Here is a 21173-nt window from a genome sequence, read left to right as displayed (position 1 = left end):
GTCGGGGCCAGGGCGAGCGGCGGGGGCAGGCCCGCCAGCGCGGCCCGCGGCGCCCCGCCGGCCGCCGCCGCGACCTTGGCCGACAGCAGCCGCAGGCCGACGGGCCCGGTGGAGGCGCGCAGGGGCAGCGCGACGATCCGGGCGCGGAGCCGTACGAGCAGCAGCACGGCGGTCACCGTGATCCCGGCCGCGTTGGCCGCGGCGATCCCCGTGACGCCCCATGAGGGCCGGGCCAGCACCGCCATCACGGCCAGCCCCGTGGCCATCGCCAGCGCCGGGTACCAGGAGGCGCGGGCGCCGCAGAAGTACGCGCGGCAGACGACGCCGACCACCGCCTGGCCGAGCAGGCCGAGCACGTACACCCGCATGATCGCCGCGGTGGCGGCGGCGTCGGCCTCGGTGAACGCGCCGTAGCGCAGCAGAACGGTGACGACGTCCCCGGCGCAGACCAGCAGGATCGCCGTGGCGAGCAGCACGATCGCGGCGGCGGCGACCAGGTCGGCGAGCAGCGTCCCGCGGGCCGCGGCGCGGTCGCCGGCGGCGATGGCGCGGGCCAGGCGCGGGAAGCTCACCGTCGCCGCGATCAGCGACACGACCATCGCGACCTGGGACACCTTCTGCGCGTAGTTGAGGTGCGAGATCGAGCCTTCCGGCAGGGACGAGGCGACGTACCGCTCGATGAAGACCTGGCTCTGGCGGGCCAGCGTGAACACCGCGACCGGCACGAACACCGCCCACGACAACGCCACAGCGCCGGCGGGCTCGTGGTCGACGCCGCGGGCTGTGCCGCCGGAGGCTTCGCGGGAACGGCTGAGGCGCAGGGCGAAGGCCGGGGCCTGGACGAGCACCATGCCGACCCCGCCCGCGGCCACGCCGACCGCCGCCCCGAAGGCGCCCTGGCCGCTCAGCGCCCACACGCAGCCGACGATCCCCGCGTTGTAGGCGAGGTAGATGGCGGCCGGCGGCGCGAACGTGTGCTGCGCGCGCAGGGCCGCGCTCAGGTATCCGGCCAGGCCGAACATCAGGATGGTGACCGAGGTCAGGCGCATGCAGCCGACGGCGAGCTCGGCCCGGGGGATGCCGGGGGCGAGCACGCCGACCAGCCACGGCGCGCCCGCCGCGGTCACCGCGCTCAGCGCCGCCAGGGTGAGGCACAGCCCCGGCATCGTGGACGACACCAGCCTGCGCAGGTCGTCGCCCGCCTCCAGCGCCCGGCTGAACAGGGGGACCAGCACGAACGCCATCGCCCCCTCGATCAGCAGCGGAGCGGCGGTCTCCGGGATCGTCCAGGCGACGAGGAACGCGTCGGTCTCGGCGTCGGCGCCGAAGGTCGTCCCCAGCATCAGATCTCGGACGAACCCGAGCCCGGACCCGAGCCCGACCAGCACGGCGGTGACCCCGACGGCCTTCGCCGCCCGCGGAGCGGCCGTCGCCGTCATCGCACACCACCGCCGCCGCCGACAACCTCGGGCTGTACGCCGGGGAACGCGGAAGTCTCGCGGCGCGTGACCAGCGACAGGGCCAGGCCCAGCGCCACCGACATGACCAGCGTGGGAGCGCCGCCGATGTCGCCGTAGCAGAAGTCGACGATCTGCCAGGTCAGCAGCCCGGCCGCGATGAGCGAACGTTCCCGCACCGCCCACCACACCAGTGAGGCCAGGCATCCGGCCAGGGCGGCCAGCCCGAGCAGCCCCTGCTCGCTGAGCGTCAGCAGGTACATGTTGTGCGGCGACAGCAGGGGCCGGCGCTCGAAGCCGTGCACCGGGTCCTCGGTGTCGCTGCCGCTGGACAGCTCGATCGGCGCGTACGTGTCACGCAACTGCGCGAAACCACGCGGACCGGCCCCCGTCACCGGGTGCTCCAGCCAGATGTCCACGGCGGTTCGCCACAGGCTGAACCGATCGCGCAGCGACTGGTCGGGCTGCGACACGGAGGAGGCGACCGAGTCCAGCCGCCGTCCCAGCGGGTCCGCCCCCGTGCCCACGCCGAGCGCCAGCACGATCGCGGCCGCCGCGCCGGCCAGCACGACCCGCGCGGCGAGCACGCGGCTGTGCAGGAAGAGCACGACCAGGCAGGCGCCGGCCAGCGCGAGCCAGGTGCCGCGGCTGAGCGACAGGGCGAGCGGCACGCAGAGCAGCGCCGCGCCGGTCAGGGCGGCGCCCCGGAGCCGGCCGCGCAGGGTCAGCCCGGCCCCCAGCAGGACGATCGCTCCGAAGCTGACCACGCCGGCCATGCCCATCACGTCCGGCGCGCCGAACGTGCCCACGGCCCGTACCTGCTCGCCCGCGTACGACGCGCCGGTGCCGGTGAACGCCTGCACACAGCCGACCAGGCCCTGTGCCGCGGCCGCCGCGACCAGTGCCCCGCCGACGATCAGCGTGTCCGTACGGTCGCGTACCGCCACCAGGACGGCCAGCGGAATGACCACGAAGACCTGGACGTACCTGACATAACCCGGCAGACCGGCCAGCACGTCGGCGGAAGCCAGCAACGAGACACCGGCCGCCGCCGCGACGGGAGCGAACACCAGCGCACGGGCCGGCAGCCGCTCCGCCCCCGGACGGGCCGGCAGGACGGCGCCCCCCGCACGCGTCAGCAGGACGGCGACCGCCGCCGCCGCCAGCACGAGCGACATCACGTCGGCGGCCGTCAGCCGCACCCCGGAGGACAGCTCCTCGTGCCGGGCGGGCAGGCACGTCAGCAGCACCAGCGCGGCGGCGAGCAGGCTGGGCCGGAAACGGACGCGCACGGCTAGCTCCCGCTCCGGCGCAGCAGGCACCACAACGTCCGCATCATGATCTTGATGTCGGAGCGGAGGGTCCAGCCGTCCACGTAGTAGTTGTCGAAACGGGCGCGGTCCTCGATCGAGGTGTCACCCCGAAGGCCGTGGATCTGGGCCCAGCCGGTGAGCCCGACCGGCAGCCGGTGCCGCAGGTCGTAGCCGGGGATCGTGCGGGAGAACCGCTCCACGAAATGCGGGCGTTCCGGGCGGGGACCGACGATGCTCATGCTGCCCTTGAGCACGTTCCACAGTTGCGGCAGCTCGTCGGCCGACGTCCTGCGCAGCGACCTGCCGATCGGGCCGACCCGGTGATCGTCGGCGATGCTCCACAGCGTCGCAGACTCGTGCGGGTCGGCCGAGCGCATCGTCCTGAGCTTGAGCAGCTCGATCGGCCCGCCCCCGAGCCCCACGCGCTGCTGCCTGAACAGCGGCTTCGGGCCGACCTCCGAGCGCACCATCACGGCGCAGAGCGCCAGGATCGGCGCGGTCAGGACGAGCCCGGTCAGCGCCACCGCGACGTCGAGCACCCGCTTCACCGGCCAGGAGGCGCGGCGCTGCGCCTCGGGACGCATGCGCAGCAGCGGGAAGCTGCGCACGTGCTCGTGCAGCGTGACGAAGTCGACGATCGCGTCGTCCGGGTCGGGCGCGAGATACACCTCGCAGCCGAGCGCCCGCGCCGTCCTGGCGAACGACTGCCGGGCCACCCCCGCGATGACCACCGCGCGCACCCCATGCGCCTGCACGATGTCGGTGACGTCGCTCAGCCCGCCGAGTACGGGCACGCACCCGCTCTCTCCCGCGCCCTCGTCCAGGAATCCCACCGGCAGCAGGCCGTGCTCAGGATGGGCCAGCAGGAGGTCCGCGAGCCGGTGACCGTGCGCGCCCGCGCCGACCACCAGCGTGGGCGCGGACCTGCCGCGCTCGCGCGCCCTGCGGACCGCCAGGCACAGCACGCTCCTGCCGCAGACCGCGAGGAACGTGAACAGCCCCGCGAACAGCACGACCTCGACGAGCGACGCCGCGCCCCAGCAGGCCACCAGGACGCTCACCAGACCGGATCCCGCCAGCCAGAGGCCGCGATCGAGGCAGGAGGGCACGATGCGCGGCACGTAGACCCGGCCGGCGCCGTTCAGCGCCAGCACGACGATCCCCGCGACGGCGATCCGGCGGAGGTCCTGCTCGGCGCCGGCCGCGGCGACCGTCATGCACACCACGTCGACGCCGGCCAGGCCGAGCGGCTGGACAGCCCGCCGATGCCCCACCCTCTGGGCTCCGGCCCGCCAGACGATCTGGCGGGGGGCCCTGATACTTACAGCCACTGCTTCTCCGGAATAGCTAGTTCGACCAGGTCAACGGTTGATCGGCCGGCCCGATCCGCCCGAAAGCCGATGCCCGCCCCACCCACGCGCCCGTGCTCGCGTGCGCCGTGCCCGCGTGCGGTTCGCCCCTCGCCGCGTGCGGTTTCTCCCCCTCGCCCCTTCGCTGAGTGCCGTGCTCGGGCGTGCGCGGGACGCTCGGCGTGACGCCCATTCCGAGCGGGCCCGCCGCCTGCTCGGGTGGCGGCGCGGCCGGGTCGGTCCGGCACGGATCGACGGCGGCGCTTCCAGGACGGCCCGGCGATCACCGGCCCGACGCCCCTCGCGTCCCTCGATGTCCCTCGATGTCCCGCGACGGCTCGGCGGACGGCCGGCCGGAGCCGGTCACTCGGTCAGTGCGGGTGCGCGGTCGCTGATGCGGCGGGACGACGCCGCCACCCGGCGCCATCACCCGGCGCCATCACCCGGCGCCATCACCCGGCGCCATCACCCGGCGCTGCCACCCGGGCCGCCGTACGAGACCGCCGTGCGGAGGCCCTGCCTGGCGGCGTCGTACGGTGGCGTCGCATGGTGGCGGCACTGGACGGCGGCGGGACCGGACGGCAGTGGTGCGCCGTGCGGCGGCGCCTCGATCGCGCGGCAGGATGGATCCGCATCACCGCCCGAGACGGCGTCGCCGGCTGGTCCTTCGCGGGTCGTCGCGCCCCAGCCGGTGCCGGGGTGCCGGGGTGGAACCCGGGCTACACCGCGGGCCGGCCCCCCGGCGCCGGCAGACATCGTTCGTGTCCGTGCGCGAGAGACCTGGCGGTGGCGTGCGCGGCCAGGCCGACAGCCGGGACGAGACCGGTGGCGGTCGGCGCGCGACCGTCCTCCAGGATGTGATTCAGCACGGGATTCCCTCGGCTCCGAAGAGATGCGTCATCACCGAAATTAGGTTCACGAAGGCGATTGCGTGACGAGCCACCCCGACTCCCATGATCAAGCTTTCTTGGTCGTGCGTAAGTGAACCTGTGGCCTGGTTCAGGCGTCCCAGGCCGATCAGGGTCTAGCTTTGGGGGTGTTGGTCCGGCTTGTCCCGGGCCGAGCGCGCACCGGCGCCCAGCGCCGCACGCTGGGCGGAGCTCAGCCGGTCGGACCTCGGGGTGACGGCGTACGCGCCGCGCCCGGTCCGCACCACCACGAGCGGATCGGTGCGGGCCGGACGGCGACTGATCGCGTCCAGCGCGGTGCCCGCCCGCCGGGCGGGCCAGCCGAGCGCGGTGGCGAGGTCGGTCACGGTGAGGGGCCGGGCGGCGTGCACCAGCGCGGCCAGCACCGTCAGCCCGTCGTGCATAGCGGCGTCGGTGAGACCGCTGCCGTTCATCTGCTCGTGGATCCAGGCGAAGAAGCCCGCCATCCGCCCCAGCCGGGCGCCGGCGGGAGTGCCGGCGCCGAAGATCTCGATCCCGTGCCGCGCGGCCGCCGCGACCTCGGCGTGGGCGCCGGTGTCGGTCTCGAACGCGCGCAGCCAGACGTCGTCGTCGATGACGTACCGCTCGCGGCGGCCGGAGTCGCGGGCACGCCTGACCAGCCCCATCCCTTCGAGGTAGCCGATGGCCTTGGACACCGACGCGGGACTGACCTTCAGCCGCCGGACGAGCTCGGCGGAGGTGAGGCTGCCGGCTTCGGAGACGAGCAGGCAGGAGAACACGCGCGCGGGCATCCTGGGCAGGCCGGTCCCCGCCAGCAGCGCGGCGAACCGCGCCACGAACTCGCGCGCGGACGGCTCCTCCCCGGCCGGCGGCTCGCCCTCCTGAGCCGCCGGCCTGCGGCGGCGGGCGCGCTGCCCCGCGACCTGCTGGGCGCGGTCGGCCAGGTAGCCGCCGGGGGCTCGGTTGCGTGCCACCTCGCGGCTGATCGTGGACGTGGGCCGGCCCAGCCGCCTGGCGATCTCGGCGTAGCCGAGCCCTTCGGCCAGCCAGCTCGCGATCTGCCGGCGATCGTCGTGGGTCAGCCTGCCTCCGGGCATCGGCTCGCCGCCTGTCGGTTCGGGTTCACGGGTGCGTTCACCAACAGTACATTGCAACGATCGATCGGCGTGAATTGCATTTCCCGACACTGTTGTTGCAACGATTCTGCGAGAAAGGCCAGGTGAAAGCTCTGTATGAGTTCTATTTTGTTGACGAGAAATGAAACGCTACGTAGCCTTTATTGCCTCGGAAACATTCGCGGAGGACAAGGAACCCCCCGATGACACGACCCCTGGACGTCCCCCTGATGCGAGCCCGCCTCTCGGCGCTGCTCGCCGAGCACCGCATCCCGAGCGCCACGATCGGCGTCCTCGCCGGCGGCAAGAGCACCGAGTTCGCGGCCGGCGTCAAGAACGTCTCCACGTGGGAGCCCGCGACGACCGGCACCGTCTACCAGTGCGGCTCCGTGTCGAAGACCTGGACCGCCCTCGCGTTCATGCAGCTCGTCGACGAGGGGAAGGTCGCACTCGACGAGCCGGTGCGGGCCTACCTTCCCGGCTTCCGCGTCGCCGACCCTGAGGCCGGGGCCCGGGTCACACCCCGCCACCTCCTCAACCACACCAGCGGCATCGAGGAGAGCTACGCAGATCCGGGCGAGGACGACGACGTGTACGAGCGCATGGTGGCGAACATCGCCGACGCGCGGCAGGTCCACCCCGTGGGGCACACGCACGGCTACAGCCCGGCCCTGGGCTACGCGATTCTCGCCCGCATCATGGAGGTGATCGACGGCAAGCGGTGGGACGACATCATGCGCGACCGCCTGTTCGTCCCCATGGGGCTGATTTCGACGAGCACCCGGCCCGAGCACGTGGACCCGGACCGCGCCGCGACCGGCTACCTGATCAGATCCCTCGACGAGGGGCCCGTCCGCTCGCCGCTGACGCACCTGCCTCGCGCCTTCGGCCCCGGCGGCAACGTCAGCACCACCGCCGGGGAACTGCTCACGCTGGCGTACGTCATCCTCAACGAGGGCCGGGCGCCGGACGGGACCGTCATCGTCTCACCGGACGCCATTCGCGAGATGACGACGTCACGGGTCCCCGTACCCGACCCGTACACGTTCGGCCCGGAATGGGCGCTCGGCCTCATTGTGTGCGACTGGCACGGCCAGACCGTCTACGCCCACGACGGCAGCGCGGTCAGCCAGAGCGCCCGGCTGCGCATCCTGCCGGAGCCGGGCATCGCCGTCTCGATGCTGGCGAACGCCGGGCCGCACGACGGCTTCTACCGGAAGGTCTTCAACGAGATCCTGTCCGCCCTCGGCGCGCCCACCATCCCCGCCCTGCCGGAGCCGGACCCGGCCCTCGTGCTCGACCTGTCCAGGTACGAGGGCTCCTACGAACGCCCCGGCACCCGCTACGACGTGACGGCGGACGCCGGAAAACTCCATCTGAAACACACTCTGAACCCCATGGAGGCGCAACTCCTCGGCAAACCGGAACAGCTCGACCATGAACTGCTCCCGATCAGCGACACCCATTTCCTCATGCGCTCCGACGACCCCCTCGAAGACCCGCAGACGCTCGCCCTCTACGACGTCGAGAACGGCGTCGCCCGTTACCTCCACCTCAACTGCCGCGTTCATCCGAGAATCGACGAGAAAGGCGCCACCGTGCACGTCATGGCCGTCTCCAGCATTTCCGACGGCGACGGTTTCTGGGAATCCGTCAAAACGGCGTACGGCCGGCTGCCCCAGGGCGCGAGATGGACGGTGGCCGTGGCGAGCACCGACGGCACCAGGGCGGTCAACGTCATCGTGCACGACTCGATCGACGCCGTCAGAAGTTTCTTCGAGGACCACGCCGGTCCTTTCGCCACGACGGAATACTTCGAGGCCGACGCGGCCAACGCGGTCGGGCTCCCGGCGGCATGAATGATGCCGGAGCCCGTACGAATGACAGGCCCCGGCACAGGTGAAAACGGTCAGGACATCGTTTCCAGCTCGGTCCGCGTCACCTTGATGGTGTTCTCCGGCAGCGGCGCCGGATTGTTCGAGGCGTCCAGCGGATATTTGGCCTGGACGGGATTGAGCAGCGCCGCCGGAGAGTCGGGGAAGGTCTCCAGGAACAGGACGTAGCCGCTGTCCTGCTTCAGCTCGCTGGTGTGCTCCTCCTCGTAGGTCACGCCGTCGAAGACCCCGCCGAGCTCCTTGACCTCGATGGTCTGCCCCACCTTGGCCTCGCCCTTGAAGACCTTCACCACCTGCGCGGTGGAGACGGTGATGACCATCGGCGGCGGGTCCGGCTGGTCGCCGGCCGCCTCGGCCGGGGCGCCGGCCTCGGGGTTGAGCTGCGGATCCGTCGTCGTGGGCTCGGGCTCCGTCACTTCCTGGAGGTAGCGCGGCGCGCCGACGATCCGGGCCTCGACGACCAGGCTGGCCCGGTCGAAGAGCGCGCCGGCGCTCTCGTACTGGGGGTAGTCGGCACGGTAGAGAACGGTTTCGTCGTGGGACGAGCACGCGGTCACGAAGAGCGCGGTCAGGACGAGCGCGCCGAGACGCCGTAGCACTTGGCGGCCTCCTTTAGTAGTAGGCGTTGACGTCGCTGACATCGTGCGCCTGGGGTTTCGTCATCGAGTTGCGGTTACGGCTCGTGTTCATGATCGACGTGCTCGAGTTGTGCGCGAGGTTCAGCGCGTGCCCGAACTCGTGGACGAGCGTGCTGGTGACGAAGTTGGCGAAGTTCGAGGCGTCCCGGTTGATGGTGCGCGAATTCAGCTTGATGTACATGCACATCCCGCCGCACCGCTGGTAGGTCCCGTACCAGGTGTTGCTGTACGACTTCACCGTGATGGTGGAACCCGAATTCGAGTTCTTGTAGAAGTTGGCCGGGCTCGACGTGGCGTTCCAATTGGCCAGCGCCTTGTTCATCGGCGTCTGCCACGTGCTGTTGTAGCTGTACGGGAGCATGTGAATGCTGGCGATGTCCTGGCCGGTGCCGTTCCAGTGGGCGAATGCCGGATTGGCGCCCGTCGTCAGTATCAACCCCAGGACGGCGGCGGTCGCGAGCCCCCGTCGTGCGGTACGTCCCAACACTTTCGAAGGCATGTCGAAAGGTCACTCCCTGCGTGTCCGAGAATGCTGCGCCTGAATGCGGGAGACCGAGCCGGAAAAACCCGGGAAAAAGTAGGGCCCGACGGGCGGGGAGAGAAAGGAAAAGGCTTTTCGAAGAACCTGGAAGGGAGTATGCAAGCCTGCGTGATCACGTGTCAAGACAGCCGTGAGCCAAATGATCGCCAGCCCCGGCGGCGGTCAGTTCGCGCGGACGCGGAGCCCTTCCAGCATGACGGTGAGGAAGCGGCGCCCCGCCGCCGCCCGATCCTCGGCGTCCGTGGCGGGATGTACGGACGCCGCGTACACCACCCCGCACATCAGCGGCACCACGTGATCCTGCGTCACACCGGGATCGACGGCGCCCGTCGCGTGCGCCCGCTCCAGGATCCGCCCGGACAGATCGGCGAGCCGCTGCTTGAGTTCGGCGGTGTGCGGCAGGACGTTCACGGGCGCGGCGAAAACGGGGGAGAGCGAGGCGTCGGCGAGCAGCGCGTCGACGGAGGCGTACAGGAAGTCGCGCAGCCCCGCGTAGGGATCGTCGCAGGCCAGCGCCCGCTCGGCCTGCGCGAGCAGCGCCTCGAACCCGGGGGTGGCGACGGTCTCGACCAGCGCCTCGGGGGTGGGGAAGTGGCGGTAGACCGTGGCCACCCCGACCGAGGCGGCCCGGGCGACGTCGTTGAGCTGGATCGGTGTCCCCTCGTCCACGAACCGGCGGCCCACCTCGACGATGCGGTGCCAGTTGCGGGCGGCGTCCTTGCGCAGCGGGGCGGCGGTCATGGCACCAGCATAACCGGATGGCTCATCCGTTTGTGTTACGTGAAGCGGATAAGCCATCCGGTTCTCGCCGGCGGCCGGCTCGGTCATCCGGCTCGCGCGGGCGGCCGGCTCGATCATCCGGCTCGCGCGGGCGGCCGCCGACTTCAGGAGACTTCCATGCGCTTCACCGTGAACGACGTCCCGCACCTGCCCGACGGCTTCACCGCCACCTTCACCAGCAGGACCGCCGAGGTGGACGGGCTGACCCTGCACGCGGTGACCGGCGGGCGCGGCCCGGCGTTGCTGCTGCTGCCCGCCTGGCCGCAGTTCTGGTACGGCTGGCGCCTGGTGATGCCGGCCCTCGCCGAGCACTTCACGGTTGTGGCGGCCGACGTGCGCGGCGTCGGCGCCAGCGACAAGCCCGCCACCGGCTACGACCCGGTCACGCTCGCCGCCGACATGGCCGGCCTGATGACCGCGCTCGGCCACGAGCGCTTCGCGGTGGCCGGCCATGACCTGGGCATGATCGTCGGGTACGCGCTCGCCGCCGGTCACCGTGACCGCGTCACCCGGCTCGCGGTGGCGGAGGCGATCCTCCCCGGCCTGTCGCCGATGCCGCCCCTGCTCATGGAGCCCGCACTCAACGAGTACCTCTGGCACTTCGCCTTCAACCGGCTGGGCGACATCAACGAGCGGATGGTGGCCGGTCGGGAGGAGATCTACTTCGGGCACCAGTTCGCCTCCAAGGCGGCCACGCCGGACGCGATCCCGCCGCACGCGGTGGACGTCTACGTCGACGCGCTGCGCGACCCCGCGGCGCTGCGCGCCAGCTTCGCGTTCTACCGGGCGGAGGAGTCGGTGGCGCAGATCGCCGACCTGGCGCGGACGCCGCTGACCATCCCGGTGCTGGCCGCCGCGGGGGAGCGCGGCTCCGGCGAGGCGGTCGAGCAGGTCATGCGGAAGGTCGCGGACGACGTGACCGGCGCGCTCGCGCCGGACGCGGGCCACTTCCTGCCGGAAGAGGCGCCGCGGTGGACCGCCCGCACCCTCATCGGCTTCTTCGGCTGACCGGCATGACACGACACGAGGGACAGGATCACATGACCCAGCACACCATCGAGGCGGGCGGCAGAACGCGCACGTACATCGTGGTCGGACCGGAAGGCGGCCCGGAAGGCGGCCCGGAGGACGGCCCGGAGGACGGCCCGGAGGACGGCCCGGAGGGCGGCGCGGGCGCCCGCGCCCTCTTCCTGATCTTCCACGGATCCCGGCAGACGGGGGCGAAGCACAGGACGTTCACCGGCGGTGCCTTCGACGCGCCGGCGGAGCGCGGCACGGCGGTGGTGGTCTACCCCGACGGCCATCGGGGCAACTGGAACGACGCCCGCCGCGCCAGCGCGTTCCCGGCCAGGCTGGAGAACGTCGACGACGTCGCGTTCACCCGGGCGCTGATCGAGAAACTGACCGTCAGCCACCGGATCGATCCGGGCCGGGTCTTCGCGGTGGGCTACTCCAACGGCGGGCAGATGGTGATGCGCCTGGCCCACGAGGCGCCGGAGCTGATCGCAGGGGCGGCGGTGATCGCCGCGACCATGCCCGCGCCGGAGAACTTCCTGCTCGCCTCGGCGCCGCCCGCGCCGATGCCGGTGCTGCTGGTCCACGGCACTAAAGACCCGATCATCCGGTACGAGGGCGGAGAGCCGAGCTGGTGGGTGCGGACGGCGTTCAAGGTCGGCGGGCAGAGCCTGTCGATGCCGCGAACCGCGGCCTACTTCGCCACCCGCAACGGCATCACCGCCGAACCCGTCAGGACGACGCTGCCGCACCGGCCCGGATCGCCTGGCCGGACGACGGTCGAGCGCACCGACTACCGGCAGGAGGGCCGGCCGCCGGTGGTGCTCTACACGGTGCACGGGGGCGGCCACACCATCCCCGGCCCCGCCAAGGCGCCCGCCGTGATCGGCAGGACCAACCAGGACGTCAGCACCGCCGACCTGGTCGCCGAGTTCTTCGCCGACGTTCGCGAGCGGCCGGAGCCGGTCAGGAACCGGGCCGCAGATTCTGCCGGACCCACTCCTCGAACGTCGTGAGAGGCAGGCCGAGGGCGCGCGCGTACTCCGGACGTGCGGGCTGACTGTGATAGTTGGCGTGCGCCTGACCGAAGCCCATGTCGGGCATCCCCGCCGCGACCGCCTCCTCCGGGGTCATGTCGGGCGCGGTCAGCTCGACGCCCAGGTGGCGGGAGAGGATCTCGGCGATGGCCGTCATCGACTGGATGTCGCCGGCCAGCTCGAGCTCGACCCGGTCGAACCGCTCGGGCGAGGTGATGGCCGTGGCCGCCGCCACGCCGATGTCGCGCACGGCGATGAGCCGCAGCTCGGTGGTGGGCTTCAGCAGGGTCACCAGCCCGTTCTCGACCCCTCGGGGGAACAGGATCCGCACGGAGGGACGGATGTTCTCCATGAAGAAACTCGGCTTGAGGATGGTCCAGCGCTCGAAGCCCGCCTCGCGCACCCGGTCCTGGATGCCGGCCTTCGCGGTGTAGTAGGGCTCCATGAAGGCCCACTCGTCCTTGACCCAGCCGGTGTGCGACCCGGCTCCGGAGACGGAGGTGTGCACGAAGTGCGGCACGCCGGCCGCCCGCGCCGCCTCGATCAGGTTGACGGCCTGCTCCACCTCGCCCTCGAAAGCGCGCCCGTTCACGTCGGGCATCTGGACGGAGAAGACGGCGCGGGCGCCGTCCGCCGCCGTCTTGAGCGAGTCGCGGTCGTCGAGGTCGCCGGTCACCAGCTCGGCGCCGAGCGCCTCGACGGCCTTCGCCCGGTCGCTGCCGGGGTCGCGGACCAGCGCCCGTACGGGGACGCCGGCCGCGAGCAGGGCCCGGGCGGTGGCGCCGCCTTGCAGGCCGGTGGCACCGATGACCAGGACGGGTGCGGAGTGTGCGGACATGGTTCTCCTCGGTGGATACGAAACGGCGGGGTCCGCCGGTTATGGATTGGTACGATACGGAGGACCCCGCCACTTAGCAAGTTCGGAGATGACGCCATGACCGTCAGGCGTGCGGACGCCCAGCGCAACTACGCGCGCATCCTCGCCGTGGCCGAGGCCGAGGTGGCCGCGCACGGCGCGGAAGCCTCCCTGGAGCAGATCGCCCGCGTCGCGGGAGTCGGCTCGGCCACCGTGCGGCGGCACTTCCCCGGCCGGCGGGCGATGTTGCAGGCGGTGTTCCACGAGCGGGTCGAGGCGCTGTGCGCCCGCGCCGGGGAGCTGGCGGAGGCGGCCGACGCGCGGACCGCGCTGCTGGAGTGGCTGGGCGCGCTCACCACGTACGCCGCCTCCGCGCGGGGGATGGCCGACGTGCTGGTCCCGGACGGCCAGGCCGAGGCCGATCACGCGAACGCCTGCGCGGTCCAGATCGGCGGGGCGGTCGCGCCGCTGGTGCGCAACGCCGCGAAGGCCGGTGCGGTGGGGCAGGACGTGACGGTCGCCGACCTCGTCGCTCTGGTCACGGGCATCACGCTGGCCACGGAACGCCACCCCGACCCGGTCGCCGAGGCGCACCGGCTGCTCGCCCTGGCCGTCCAGGGGATCAGCCCCCGCCCTGCACAAGACGGCGACGGGGCGGCGGCGGAGCGTTAGGCGGCCGGGCTGTCGCTCGGCGCCGGCGCCGACGCTGAGCGGCGCAGGTGGGCGGGCTCGGCGATGAAGCGGGTGCCGAACGCCGACAGCAGGCACAGCAGGCCCGACACCACCACGATCGGCCAGAGCCGCCCGCCCGACCAGTCGTCCAGCCAGGCCGCCACGAAGGGGATGCAGCCGCCGACGACGGCGCCGGTGATCTCACGGGTGAAGGTGACGCCGGTGTAGCGGTGCCGTACGTCGAACAGCTCCGACATCATCGTGGCCTGCGAGGCGAGCGTCAGGTCGTTGCAGAGCGTGAAGATCATCACGAAGGCGGCCCAGATCACCACGGGCGTGCCGGTGTCGAGCATGAAGAAGAAGGGGTAGAACAGCACCGCCGCCGAGACCGAGCCCGCCACCATCACCGGGCGGCGCCCGTACCGGTCGCACAGCAGGCCCGCGATCGGCACGGTGACCAGCTTGACCAGGTTGGCGATCACCACGGCGGTCAGGCCGACCCAGGACGGGGCGTGCACGTGCGTGGTCAGATACGTCAGGGCGTAGACCGACGGCAGGTAGCTGATCACGTTCGGCGCGACGCTGATGAGCATGCCCGGCACGATCTTGCGGCCTGAGGTGGCGAACAGCGCCCGCAGCGGAGCCCGCTCGTGCCCGCCGCTCTCCTTCGCCTCGCGGAACTCGGGGGTGTCGGAGACCTTCAGCCGCACGATCACGCCGCCCACGCCGACCAGGACGCTGAGCAGGAACGGGATGCGCCAGCCGTACGCGATGAAAGCTTCGTGCGACATGAGCGCGGAGACGAGGAAGAAGACCCCGTCGCGACCAGCGAGCCGACCGCGTTGCCGAGGGTCGGCGCGCTGGCGTTCAGCCCGCGCGCCCTGGTCTCGGCGTGCTCGGCCGACATCAGCATGGCGCCCGCGTACTCGCCGCCCGCGCCGAGCCCCTGCACCACGCGCAGCGCCACGAGCATGATCGGCGCGGCCGGGCCGATGGCGGCGTAGGAGGGCAGCAGGCCGATCAGCGTGGACGCCGCCGCCATGAGGAGCAGGGTGACGAACAACATCGTCCTGCGGCCGACGCGGTCGCCGAGCACGCCGATCACGATGCCGCCGACCGGCCGGGCGAAGAACCCGACGGCGAACGTGGCGAGCGAGGACAGGGTCGCCGCCACCGGGTCACCTGACGGGAAGAACACGAGGGGCAGGACCAGCGCGGCGGCGGTGCCGTACAGCGAGAAGTCGTACCACTCGAGCGCGGTGCCCACGGTGGAGGCGATCGTGGCCCGGCTGAGCCGCAGCGTCATCGTTTGCTCCCTCATCACAGCCTGCTGACGGTGTCCTTGGCAATCGGACCATTAACGTTAATGTGGGCGTTACACTACGAGTGTCCAGTTCAACAGGTCAAGGGGTTCTCCGATCCGCCGCTAGCATGAACGTTAATGAGAGCAGTCCACGCAGGGTTTCCGGTGCCGGCGCCCCTGCTGCCAGACTGCGGATCTACGTGGCGGGGCAAGAGCTGAGCCGGAGGATGACGGGGATGGCACGTTCGCAACGGGTGACGCTACGCGATGTGGCCGACCGGCTGGGCCTGTCGGCGAACACCGTGTCGCGCGCGCTGGCCGGGAAAGACCAGGTCAGCGAGGCTACCAGAGCTCTGGTGAGCGCCGAGGCCAAGCGGCTCGGCTACGTCCCCAACAGCCACGCCCGCTCGCTGGTGTCCGGCAGGACCATGGTCGTCGGCCTGGTCATCACCAACCCGTCCAACCCCTTCTACGCCGCGCTGATCTCGGCGGTCGAACGGGAGTGCCGCGCGGCCGGCTACTCCGTGCTGCTCCTCGTGACCGAGGACTCCGCCGAGAACGAGGAGCGCGCGGTCCAGCAGCTCCTGCGCTTCGGCGTGGACGGCGTGCTGGGCGTCGCCACCGAGCTCAGGAGCGACGTGTGGGACGGGCTGAGCGAGGCGAACATCCCGGTCGTGCAGCTCAGCCGCGACATCCCCGGCCGCGGGCTGGACTTCGTCGGCATCGACGCGGAGTCGGCCATCGCCGACGCGGTGGTCCGGTCGGCCGGTCCCGGCGTGCGGCGGATCTGGCTGCTGGAGGAGGACCTGCGCATCAGCACGGTCGCCGCCAGGATCGCGGGCTTCCGTCGCGCCCTCGACCGGCTGGGCGTCGCCAGCGAGCAGGCGCTCGTGCTCAAGGTGCCCACCCACCGCACGAGCGGCGCCACCCAGCCGTGGCGGCCCGATGACGCGTACGCGCTGGCGTCGAACCTGATCACCCGGGACAACCACCCCGACCTGCTGATCACCGCGAACGACTACTTCGCGCTCGGCGCCTACCGGGCCATCAGGGAGCGCGGCCTGACCGTCCCCGGCGACGTGCGCGTGCTCGGGTACGGCGACCACCCGTTCGCGGCCTACCTGCAGCCGTCCCTGACCACCATCAGGCTGCCGGCCGACGAGGCGGGCACGGCCGCGGTCGATCTGCTGCTGCGCCGGATCGCCGAGCCGGACCGCCCCCGCACCAGCACCCGCCTGCCCGCCGAGCTGATCGAACGCCAGTCGACGACGGCCTGATCGCCCGGTAAGACGAAAATTTACAGAGCCGTCCTCACACTGAAAATTTTTTGAGCAGAAAGAGCAAAAGTCAGGACCGGCGGGTGCCTCGCGGCGATGATGCGATCACCGAGCGATATCGCTGATCATGCCCGGGTGTCCGTTTCCCGGGCATATCCCCAGCTCAGGACGCCCGTCCGGCGGCTCGTCCGCCGGCCGTCGAGTCCGTCACGCCGGCGGAAAGGGCCGGCCGCACCGTTGAGATCGTCTCCTCATCCAGCGTGACCCCGCCGGGTCCGCGCGCCTTCGATGACCGGCTGAGCACCGCACAGCCCGCTCGGCCGGCCGCACCGCACACCCCCCTGGAGGAGCTTGATGGATCAGCCGAGTGAATTAGAGCTGCCGGAATCCCGATGGAACGGCCTCCGGCAATCCCCCCGAGAGCCAGACCATCCGGACGCGTCGTGGAACCGTTTCGCGACGGACGAGGCCAAGCCGGAATCGCGCTGGCCCCGCAGACTCGCTCCCGTCCTCGCGGTCGTCCTGATGGTGGAGATGGCCTACGCCATGCCCGCCTACGCGGCGCCGCGCTCGGCCCCGGCCACGCAGAAAGAGGCTCCGGTGACCGGCGGGAAGGTCCCCGTCAAGCCGCCGATGGCCGATCCCGCCGCCCAGCAGGCATGGAAGGCGCCACCTGAAGTCCGCTGGCCGCGACCGCAGAAGGCGGAGCTGGGCGGCGGCTCCGCCTCCACCCTGGCGGCCGGCTTCCCGGTCAAGCTGGCGCGGAGCAACGCCAGGACCGCCCAGGCCGCGGCCCCCATCGGCGTCGAACTGCTCGACACCGACCTGCTCGGCCTGGCCATGCGCATCACCCCGGGACAGGGCGTCGCGGCCACGGCCGCGGCCGAGCCCGTCAAGACACAGGTGGAGGTGGACTACTCCGGCTTCCGCCACGCCTACGGCGGTGACTACGGCTCCCGGCTCCGGCTGGTCAAGCTGGAGGAGTGCGCGCTCACCGGCGCGGCCGGCTGCGCCGCACCGGAGCCGGTGAAGAGCGAGAACAACGCCAAGACCGGCACGGTGAGCGCCGAGGTCGAGACCGGCGGCCTGTACGCGCTGACCGCGGCGGCCTCGGGCCCGTCCGGCGACCACGCCGCCACCTCCCTGTCGGCCTCGTCCGACTGGAGCGTCGGCACCCAGTCGGGTGACTTCACCTGGGGCTACGAGATGCGCACGCCTCCGTCCCTGGGCGGCGAGGAGCCGAACCTGTCGCTCGGCTACTCCTCGCAGAGCGTGGACGGCCGCACCGCCTCCACCAACAACCAGGCGTCCTGGGCGGGCGAGGGCTTCGAGCTCAACCCCAGCGGCTACATCGAGCGCCGCTACAAGTCCTGCATGATCGACGGCAAGAAGACCGGCGACCTGTGCTGGGACCAGGACAACGCCACCATGTCGCTGGGCGACTCCTCGGTCGAGCTGGTCAAGGACGCCACCACCAAGCAGTGGCGGCCCAAGCGCGACGACGGCACCAGGATCGAGCTCCTGACCGGCGCCACGAACGGCGACAACAACGGCGAGTACTGGCGGGTCACGACCGACGACGGCACCCAGTACACCTTCGGCCAGAACCGCCTGCCCGGCTGGGCCAGCGGCAAGCCGGAGACGAAGTCGGTGCAGACGGTGCCGGTGTTCGGCAACAACAGCGGTGAGCCGTGCTACAGCAGCACCCCGGCCAACGCCTGGTGCCAGCAGGGCTACCGGTGGAACCTCGACTACGAGGTGGACACGCACGGCAACGCCACCACGTACTGGTACGCCCAGGAGAAGAACTACTACGGCCGGAACATGAAGCCCGAACAGGGCACCGTGTACGACCGTTCCGCCTACCTGACCCGCATCGACTACGGCTACCTGAAGGGTGAGCTGTTCACCAAGGCGCCGGCCGCCCGCGTGGTGTTCGACGTCGCCGAGCGCTGCCTGCCCAGCGGCACCATCACGTGTGCTCCCGAGCAGCTCAAGAAGGAGACCGCGAGCCACTGGCCGGACGTGCCCTTCGACCAGATCTGCGACTCGGGCGTGAAGTGCACCGACCGGCTGGCGCCGACGTTCTTCACCCGCAAGCGGCTGACCAAGGTCACCACCCAGGTGCTCAACGCCGCGGGCCAGTACTACCCGGTCGACTCCTGGGCGCTGGCCCACCAGTTCCCCGCCTCCGGCGACGGCATGAGCCCGGCGCTGTGGCTGGCCTCGGTGCAGCAGACCGGTCACGTGGGCGGCACGCTCTCGCTGCCCCCGGTGAAGTTCATCGGCGTGCAGCTGCCCAACCGGGTGGACTCCGACGAGGGCCGCGCCCCGCTGGTCAAGTGGCGGGTCCAGGCGATCGACAACGAGTCCGGCGGTGAGCTGCGGATCAACTACTCGGCGGCCGACTGCAAGCCGGGCGACGTGCCCGCGGCGGACAAGAACACCAGGCGCTGCTTCCCGCAGCGCTGGGCCCCGCCGAACGAGGCCGAGGTCACCGACTGGTTCCACAAGTACCTGGTCACCCAGACCGTCGAGGTGGACCGCGTGGCCGGCTCACCGAGCGTGGTCACCGACTACGAGTACCTGGACGGCGCCGGCTGGCACTACGCCGAGACCAACCTGGTCAAGCCCGAGCACCGCACGTGGGCCGACTACCGCGGCTTCGGCCGGGTCCGCGTCCGCGAGGGCGACGGCCAGGACACCAAGCGCACGCTGACGGAGTACCGCTACTTCCGCGGCATGCACGGCGACAAGCAGGCCGACGGCTCCAAGCGCAGCGTGCAGGTGGTCGACTCCGAGGGCGGCAAGCTCGACGACCTCGACCAGCTCGCCGGTTTCGAGCGCGAGGAGATCATGTACGACGGCGACGGCGGCGCCATCGTGACCGCGACCGCCGAGGAGCCGTGGTCGGTCAAGACGGCCGAGTCCACGCAGGGCGGCATCACCAAGGCCGCGCACGTGGTCCAGCCGAAGTCCATGGTCACCCGCACCGCGATGACGGGCGGCACGTGGCGGCGTACCGGCGAGGAGCGCTCGTACGACGCCAAGGGCCTGCTCGCCACCGTCGAGGAGAAGGGCGACCTGGCCACCACCGCCGACGACCAGTGCGTCCGCTACACCTACGCCCGCAACGACACCTCCTGGATGATCGACTACCCCAGCCGGGTGCAGAAGGTGGCCGCGAGCTGCGGCACCCCGATGTCCACGCTGGCCGCGGGTGAGGTGCTCTCGGACGAGAAGGTCCAGTACGACGGCCAGGCGAACGGCCAGCCGCCGACCAAGGGCGACGTCACCTCCGTGCAGGAGCTCGTCTCGGCCGACGGGCAGACGATCAACGGCACCGTCCGCACCTTCGACGCCTACGGCCGCGAGCTCAGCGAGACCGACCCCGTGGGCACCAAGTCCGTGACCAGCTACACCCCGGCCACCGGCGCCCCGCCGACGGAGACCACGGAGACGAACGACCTCGGCCACACCGAGCGCACCCTGCTCGAACCGGCCTGGGGTGAGCCCGTCGCCGAGATCGACGAGAACAACCGCCGGGTCGACATGGAGTACGACGCGCTCGGCCGCCTGATCAAGGTCTGGCAGCCGGACCGGAACAAGGCGGCCGGCCAGTCGCCCAGCACCGAGTACTCCTACACGACACGGACCGACGGCCCCAGCTACGTCACCACCAAGACGCTGCGCGCCGACGGCGGCTACACCACCAGCTACGAGCTCTACGACGGCCTGATGCGCGAGCGCCAGACCCAGGAGCCGGCGCCCACGGACGACCAGACGCAGGACCCCGCCCTGCGTGACGGCCGCACGATCACCGACACCTTCCACAACTCCCAGGGAGAGGAGTACAAGCAGAACACCGGCTACTTCGCCACCGGCGCGCCCGCCACCGAACTGCTGGCGGTGGCCGACTCGGCCGTCCCCAACCAGATCGTGTCGCTGTTCGACGGCACCGGCGAGGTCAACGCCGAGGTCTTCAAGGCCAAGGGCGCGGAGAAGTACCGGGTCTCGGCCAAGGAGGAGGGTGACCGGCTGCACGTCACCCCGCCCCCTGGAGGCACCGCGACCACCCGGATCGGTGACGCCGAGGACCGGCTGATCGAGCTGCGCCAGTACAAGGGCGCCACCCCGACCGGCGAGTACGAGGCCACCAAGTACACCTACGACCAGGCCGGCCGCCTGTCCACGGTCACCGACCCGGCGGGCAACGTCTGGAAGCACCACTACGACCTGCGCGGCAGGGAGATCAGGACCGAGGACCCGGACAAGGGCGTCACGACCACGACGTACAACGACGCCGACGAGATCGTCACCACCACCGACTCGCGCGGCAAGACGCTCTGGTACGGCTACGACGCCCTGGGCCGCAAGACGCAGCTGCGCGAAGGGTCGGCGAGCGGCACCCTGCTGGCCGAGTGGAAGTACGACGCGCTGGCCAAGGGCGAACTGCACGCCAGCATCCGCTATGTCGGCGGGCAGGCGTACACGGCGGAGATCAACGCCATCGACGCCGACTACCGCGCCCTGCGCCAGACCGTCACCATCCCGGCGCGCGAGGGCAAGCTGGCCGGCACCTACCAGCTCAACACCCGCTACACGCTCGACGACCAGGTGCAGTCGGTCAGCTTCCCCGCGGGCGGCGGCCTGGCCGAGGAGCAGGTCGTCTACAGCTACGACGGGCTCAGCCAGCCGGTCAAGGTCACCGGCCTGTCGGCGTACGTGAGCGCGACCCGTTACTCCAAGATGGGAGAGATCCTCCAGTACGAGCTGGGTGAGGGCGCCAAGAAGACCTGGATGACCTACACCCACGACGAGAGCACCCGCTACCTGACCGGCATGCGGCTGGACCGGGCCGGCGCGTCCGCCAGCGACCTGGACCTCAGCTACGGCTACGACGCGGCCGGCAACATCACCAAGATCGCCGACCGGGCCGCCCAGGACACGCAGTGCTTCAATTACGACCACCTGCGCCGGATGACCTCGGCGTGGACGGCCACGGACGACTGCGCCAGCGGCTCACCCCAGTCCGG

The 21173-nt window shown here is 71.4% G+C and carries 16 protein-coding genes; 6 read left to right on the top strand and 10 right to left on the bottom strand.

Annotated elements, in window-relative coordinates:
• From ABFX54_RS51285 to ABFX54_RS51270, 4 genes are all read right to left on the bottom strand, one after another.
• Positions 1-1439 (bottom strand): lipid II flippase MurJ (locus tag ABFX54_RS51285; RefSeq protein WP_346114516.1); only part of this gene is annotated, 1439 nt, incomplete at its 3' end.
• Positions 1436-2749: an O-antigen ligase family protein gene (locus ABFX54_RS51280; protein ID WP_346114515.1), complete on the bottom strand. Its 1314-nt coding sequence runs from the start codon at positions 2747-2749 to the stop codon at positions 1436-1438. The genes ABFX54_RS51280 and ABFX54_RS51285, both read right to left, overlap by 4 nt.
• Before the next feature lie 2 nt (positions 2750-2751).
• Entirely contained in the window at positions 2752-4101 is a 1350-nt protein-coding gene (locus ABFX54_RS51275) for a sugar transferase (RefSeq protein WP_346114514.1), read from the bottom strand.
• A gap of 1042 nt (positions 4102-5143) precedes the next feature.
• Positions 5144-6106, bottom strand: a complete 963-nt coding sequence (locus ABFX54_RS51270; RefSeq protein ID WP_428834661.1) for a GbsR/MarR family transcriptional regulator — start codon at positions 6104-6106, stop codon at positions 5144-5146.
• A gap of 221 nt (positions 6107-6327) precedes the next feature.
• Here ABFX54_RS51270 and ABFX54_RS51260 point away from each other — a divergent pair, with 221 nt between their 5' ends.
• Positions 6328-7983 (top strand): serine hydrolase, encoded by a 1656-nt coding sequence (locus tag ABFX54_RS51260; protein ID WP_346114513.1) that lies wholly within the window; start codon positions 6328-6330, stop codon positions 7981-7983.
• Between the two features lie 50 nt (positions 7984-8033).
• Here the strand turns inward: ABFX54_RS51260 and ABFX54_RS51255 are convergent, their stop codons facing one another.
• From ABFX54_RS51255 to ABFX54_RS51245, 3 genes are all read right to left on the bottom strand, one after another.
• Positions 8034-8618, bottom strand: a complete 585-nt coding sequence (locus tag ABFX54_RS51255) for a hypothetical protein (RefSeq protein ID WP_346114512.1) — start codon at positions 8616-8618, stop codon at positions 8034-8036.
• Positions 8619-8631: 13 nt separating this feature from the next.
• A complete protein-coding gene (locus tag ABFX54_RS51250) occupies positions 8632-9156 on the bottom strand; it encodes a zinc metalloprotease (protein ID WP_346114511.1) in 525 nt (174 codons plus the stop codon).
• 204 nt (positions 9157-9360) lie between these two features.
• A complete protein-coding gene (locus ABFX54_RS51245) occupies positions 9361-9939 on the bottom strand; it encodes a TetR/AcrR family transcriptional regulator (RefSeq protein ID WP_346114510.1) in 579 nt (192 codons plus the stop codon).
• Positions 9940-10095: 156 nt separating this feature from the next.
• On the opposite strand from ABFX54_RS51245, the gene ABFX54_RS51240 reads away from it, so the two are divergent.
• Together ABFX54_RS51240 and ABFX54_RS51235 are read left to right on the top strand one after the other, a co-directional pair.
• Positions 10096-10986: an alpha/beta fold hydrolase gene (locus tag ABFX54_RS51240; protein ID WP_346114509.1), complete on the top strand. Its 891-nt coding sequence runs from the start codon at positions 10096-10098 to the stop codon at positions 10984-10986.
• 32 nt (positions 10987-11018) lie between these two features.
• Positions 11019-12008 carry a CE1 family esterase gene (locus ABFX54_RS51235; protein ID WP_346114508.1) on the top strand — a complete coding sequence of 330 codons (990 nt, stop codon included), beginning with the start codon at positions 11019-11021 and terminating at the stop codon, positions 12006-12008.
• Here the strand turns inward: ABFX54_RS51235 and ABFX54_RS51230 are convergent.
• A complete protein-coding gene (locus ABFX54_RS51230) occupies positions 11959-12867 on the bottom strand; it encodes an NmrA/HSCARG family protein (protein ID WP_346114507.1) in 909 nt (302 codons plus the stop codon). The genes ABFX54_RS51235 and ABFX54_RS51230 overlap by 50 nt on opposite strands.
• A 96-nt stretch (positions 12868-12963) precedes the next feature.
• On the opposite strand from ABFX54_RS51230, the gene ABFX54_RS51225 reads away from it, so the two are divergent.
• The gene (locus tag ABFX54_RS51225; protein WP_346114506.1) at positions 12964-13557 is read left to right on the top strand and encodes a TetR/AcrR family transcriptional regulator; all 594 of its coding nucleotides are present in this window, start codon (positions 12964-12966) and stop codon (positions 13555-13557) included.
• On the opposite strand, the gene ABFX54_RS51220 is transcribed toward ABFX54_RS51225, so the two are convergent.
• Both ABFX54_RS51220 and ABFX54_RS51215 read right to left on the bottom strand, forming a co-directional pair.
• Entirely contained in the window at positions 13554-14348 is a 795-nt protein-coding gene (locus tag ABFX54_RS51220) for an MFS transporter (protein WP_346114505.1), read from the bottom strand. The two genes, ABFX54_RS51225 and ABFX54_RS51220, sit on opposite strands and share 4 nt — an antisense overlap.
• Positions 14270-14863, bottom strand: a complete 594-nt coding sequence (locus tag ABFX54_RS51215) for an MFS transporter (RefSeq protein ID WP_346114503.1) — start codon at positions 14861-14863, stop codon at positions 14270-14272. The genes ABFX54_RS51220 and ABFX54_RS51215 overlap by 79 nt, the downstream gene beginning before the upstream one ends.
• Before the next feature lie 233 nt (positions 14864-15096).
• On the opposite strand from ABFX54_RS51215, the gene ABFX54_RS51210 reads away from it, so the two are divergent.
• Together ABFX54_RS51210 and ABFX54_RS51205 are read left to right on the top strand one after the other, a co-directional pair.
• Entirely contained in the window at positions 15097-16137 is a 1041-nt protein-coding gene (locus ABFX54_RS51210; protein WP_346114502.1) for a LacI family DNA-binding transcriptional regulator, read from the top strand.
• A gap of 525 nt (positions 16138-16662) precedes the next feature.
• Positions 16663-21173 (top strand): RHS repeat domain-containing protein (locus tag ABFX54_RS51205; protein ID WP_428834660.1); only part of this gene is annotated, 4511 nt, incomplete at its 3' end.

Origin of the sequence: Nonomuraea maheshkhaliensis, from assembly GCF_039529435.1 — a bacterium.
GTDB lineage: Bacteria > Actinomycetota > Actinomycetes > Streptosporangiales > Streptosporangiaceae > Nonomuraea > Nonomuraea maheshkhaliensis.
The sequence above is the reverse complement of the archived record's forward strand: the minus strand, read 5'-3'. Positions and strand labels throughout refer to the sequence as shown.

Bases quoted from the DNA above. Each gene is read 5' to 3' on its own strand.
- ABFX54_RS51235 (WP_346114508.1), top strand. From the start codon at position 11,019: ATGACCCAGCACACCATCGAGGCGGGCGGCAGAACGCGCACGTACATC.
- ABFX54_RS51230 (WP_346114507.1), bottom strand. From the start codon at position 12,867: ATGTCCGCACACTCCGCACCCGTCCTGGTCATCGGTGCCACCGGCCTG.
- ABFX54_RS51215 (WP_346114503.1), bottom strand. From the start codon at position 14,863: ATGACGCTGCGGCTCAGCCGGGCCACGATCGCCTCCACCGTGGGCACC.
- ABFX54_RS51225 (WP_346114506.1), top strand. From the start codon at position 12,964: ATGACCGTCAGGCGTGCGGACGCCCAGCGCAACTACGCGCGCATCCTC.
- ABFX54_RS51260 (WP_346114513.1), top strand. From the start codon at position 6,328: ATGACACGACCCCTGGACGTCCCCCTGATGCGAGCCCGCCTCTCGGCG.
- ABFX54_RS51240 (WP_346114509.1), top strand. From the start codon at position 10,096: ATGCGCTTCACCGTGAACGACGTCCCGCACCTGCCCGACGGCTTCACC.
- ABFX54_RS51250 (WP_346114511.1), bottom strand. From the start codon at position 9,156: ATGCCTTCGAAAGTGTTGGGACGTACCGCACGACGGGGGCTCGCGACC.
- ABFX54_RS51220 (WP_346114505.1), bottom strand. From the start codon at position 14,348: ATGTCGCACGAAGCTTTCATCGCGTACGGCTGGCGCATCCCGTTCCTG.
- ABFX54_RS51210 (WP_346114502.1), top strand. From the start codon at position 15,097: ATGGCACGTTCGCAACGGGTGACGCTACGCGATGTGGCCGACCGGCTG.
- ABFX54_RS51245 (WP_346114510.1), bottom strand. From the start codon at position 9,939: ATGACCGCCGCCCCGCTGCGCAAGGACGCCGCCCGCAACTGGCACCGC.
- ABFX54_RS51270 (WP_428834661.1), bottom strand. From the start codon at position 6,106: ATGCCCGGAGGCAGGCTGACCCACGACGATCGCCGGCAGATCGCGAGC.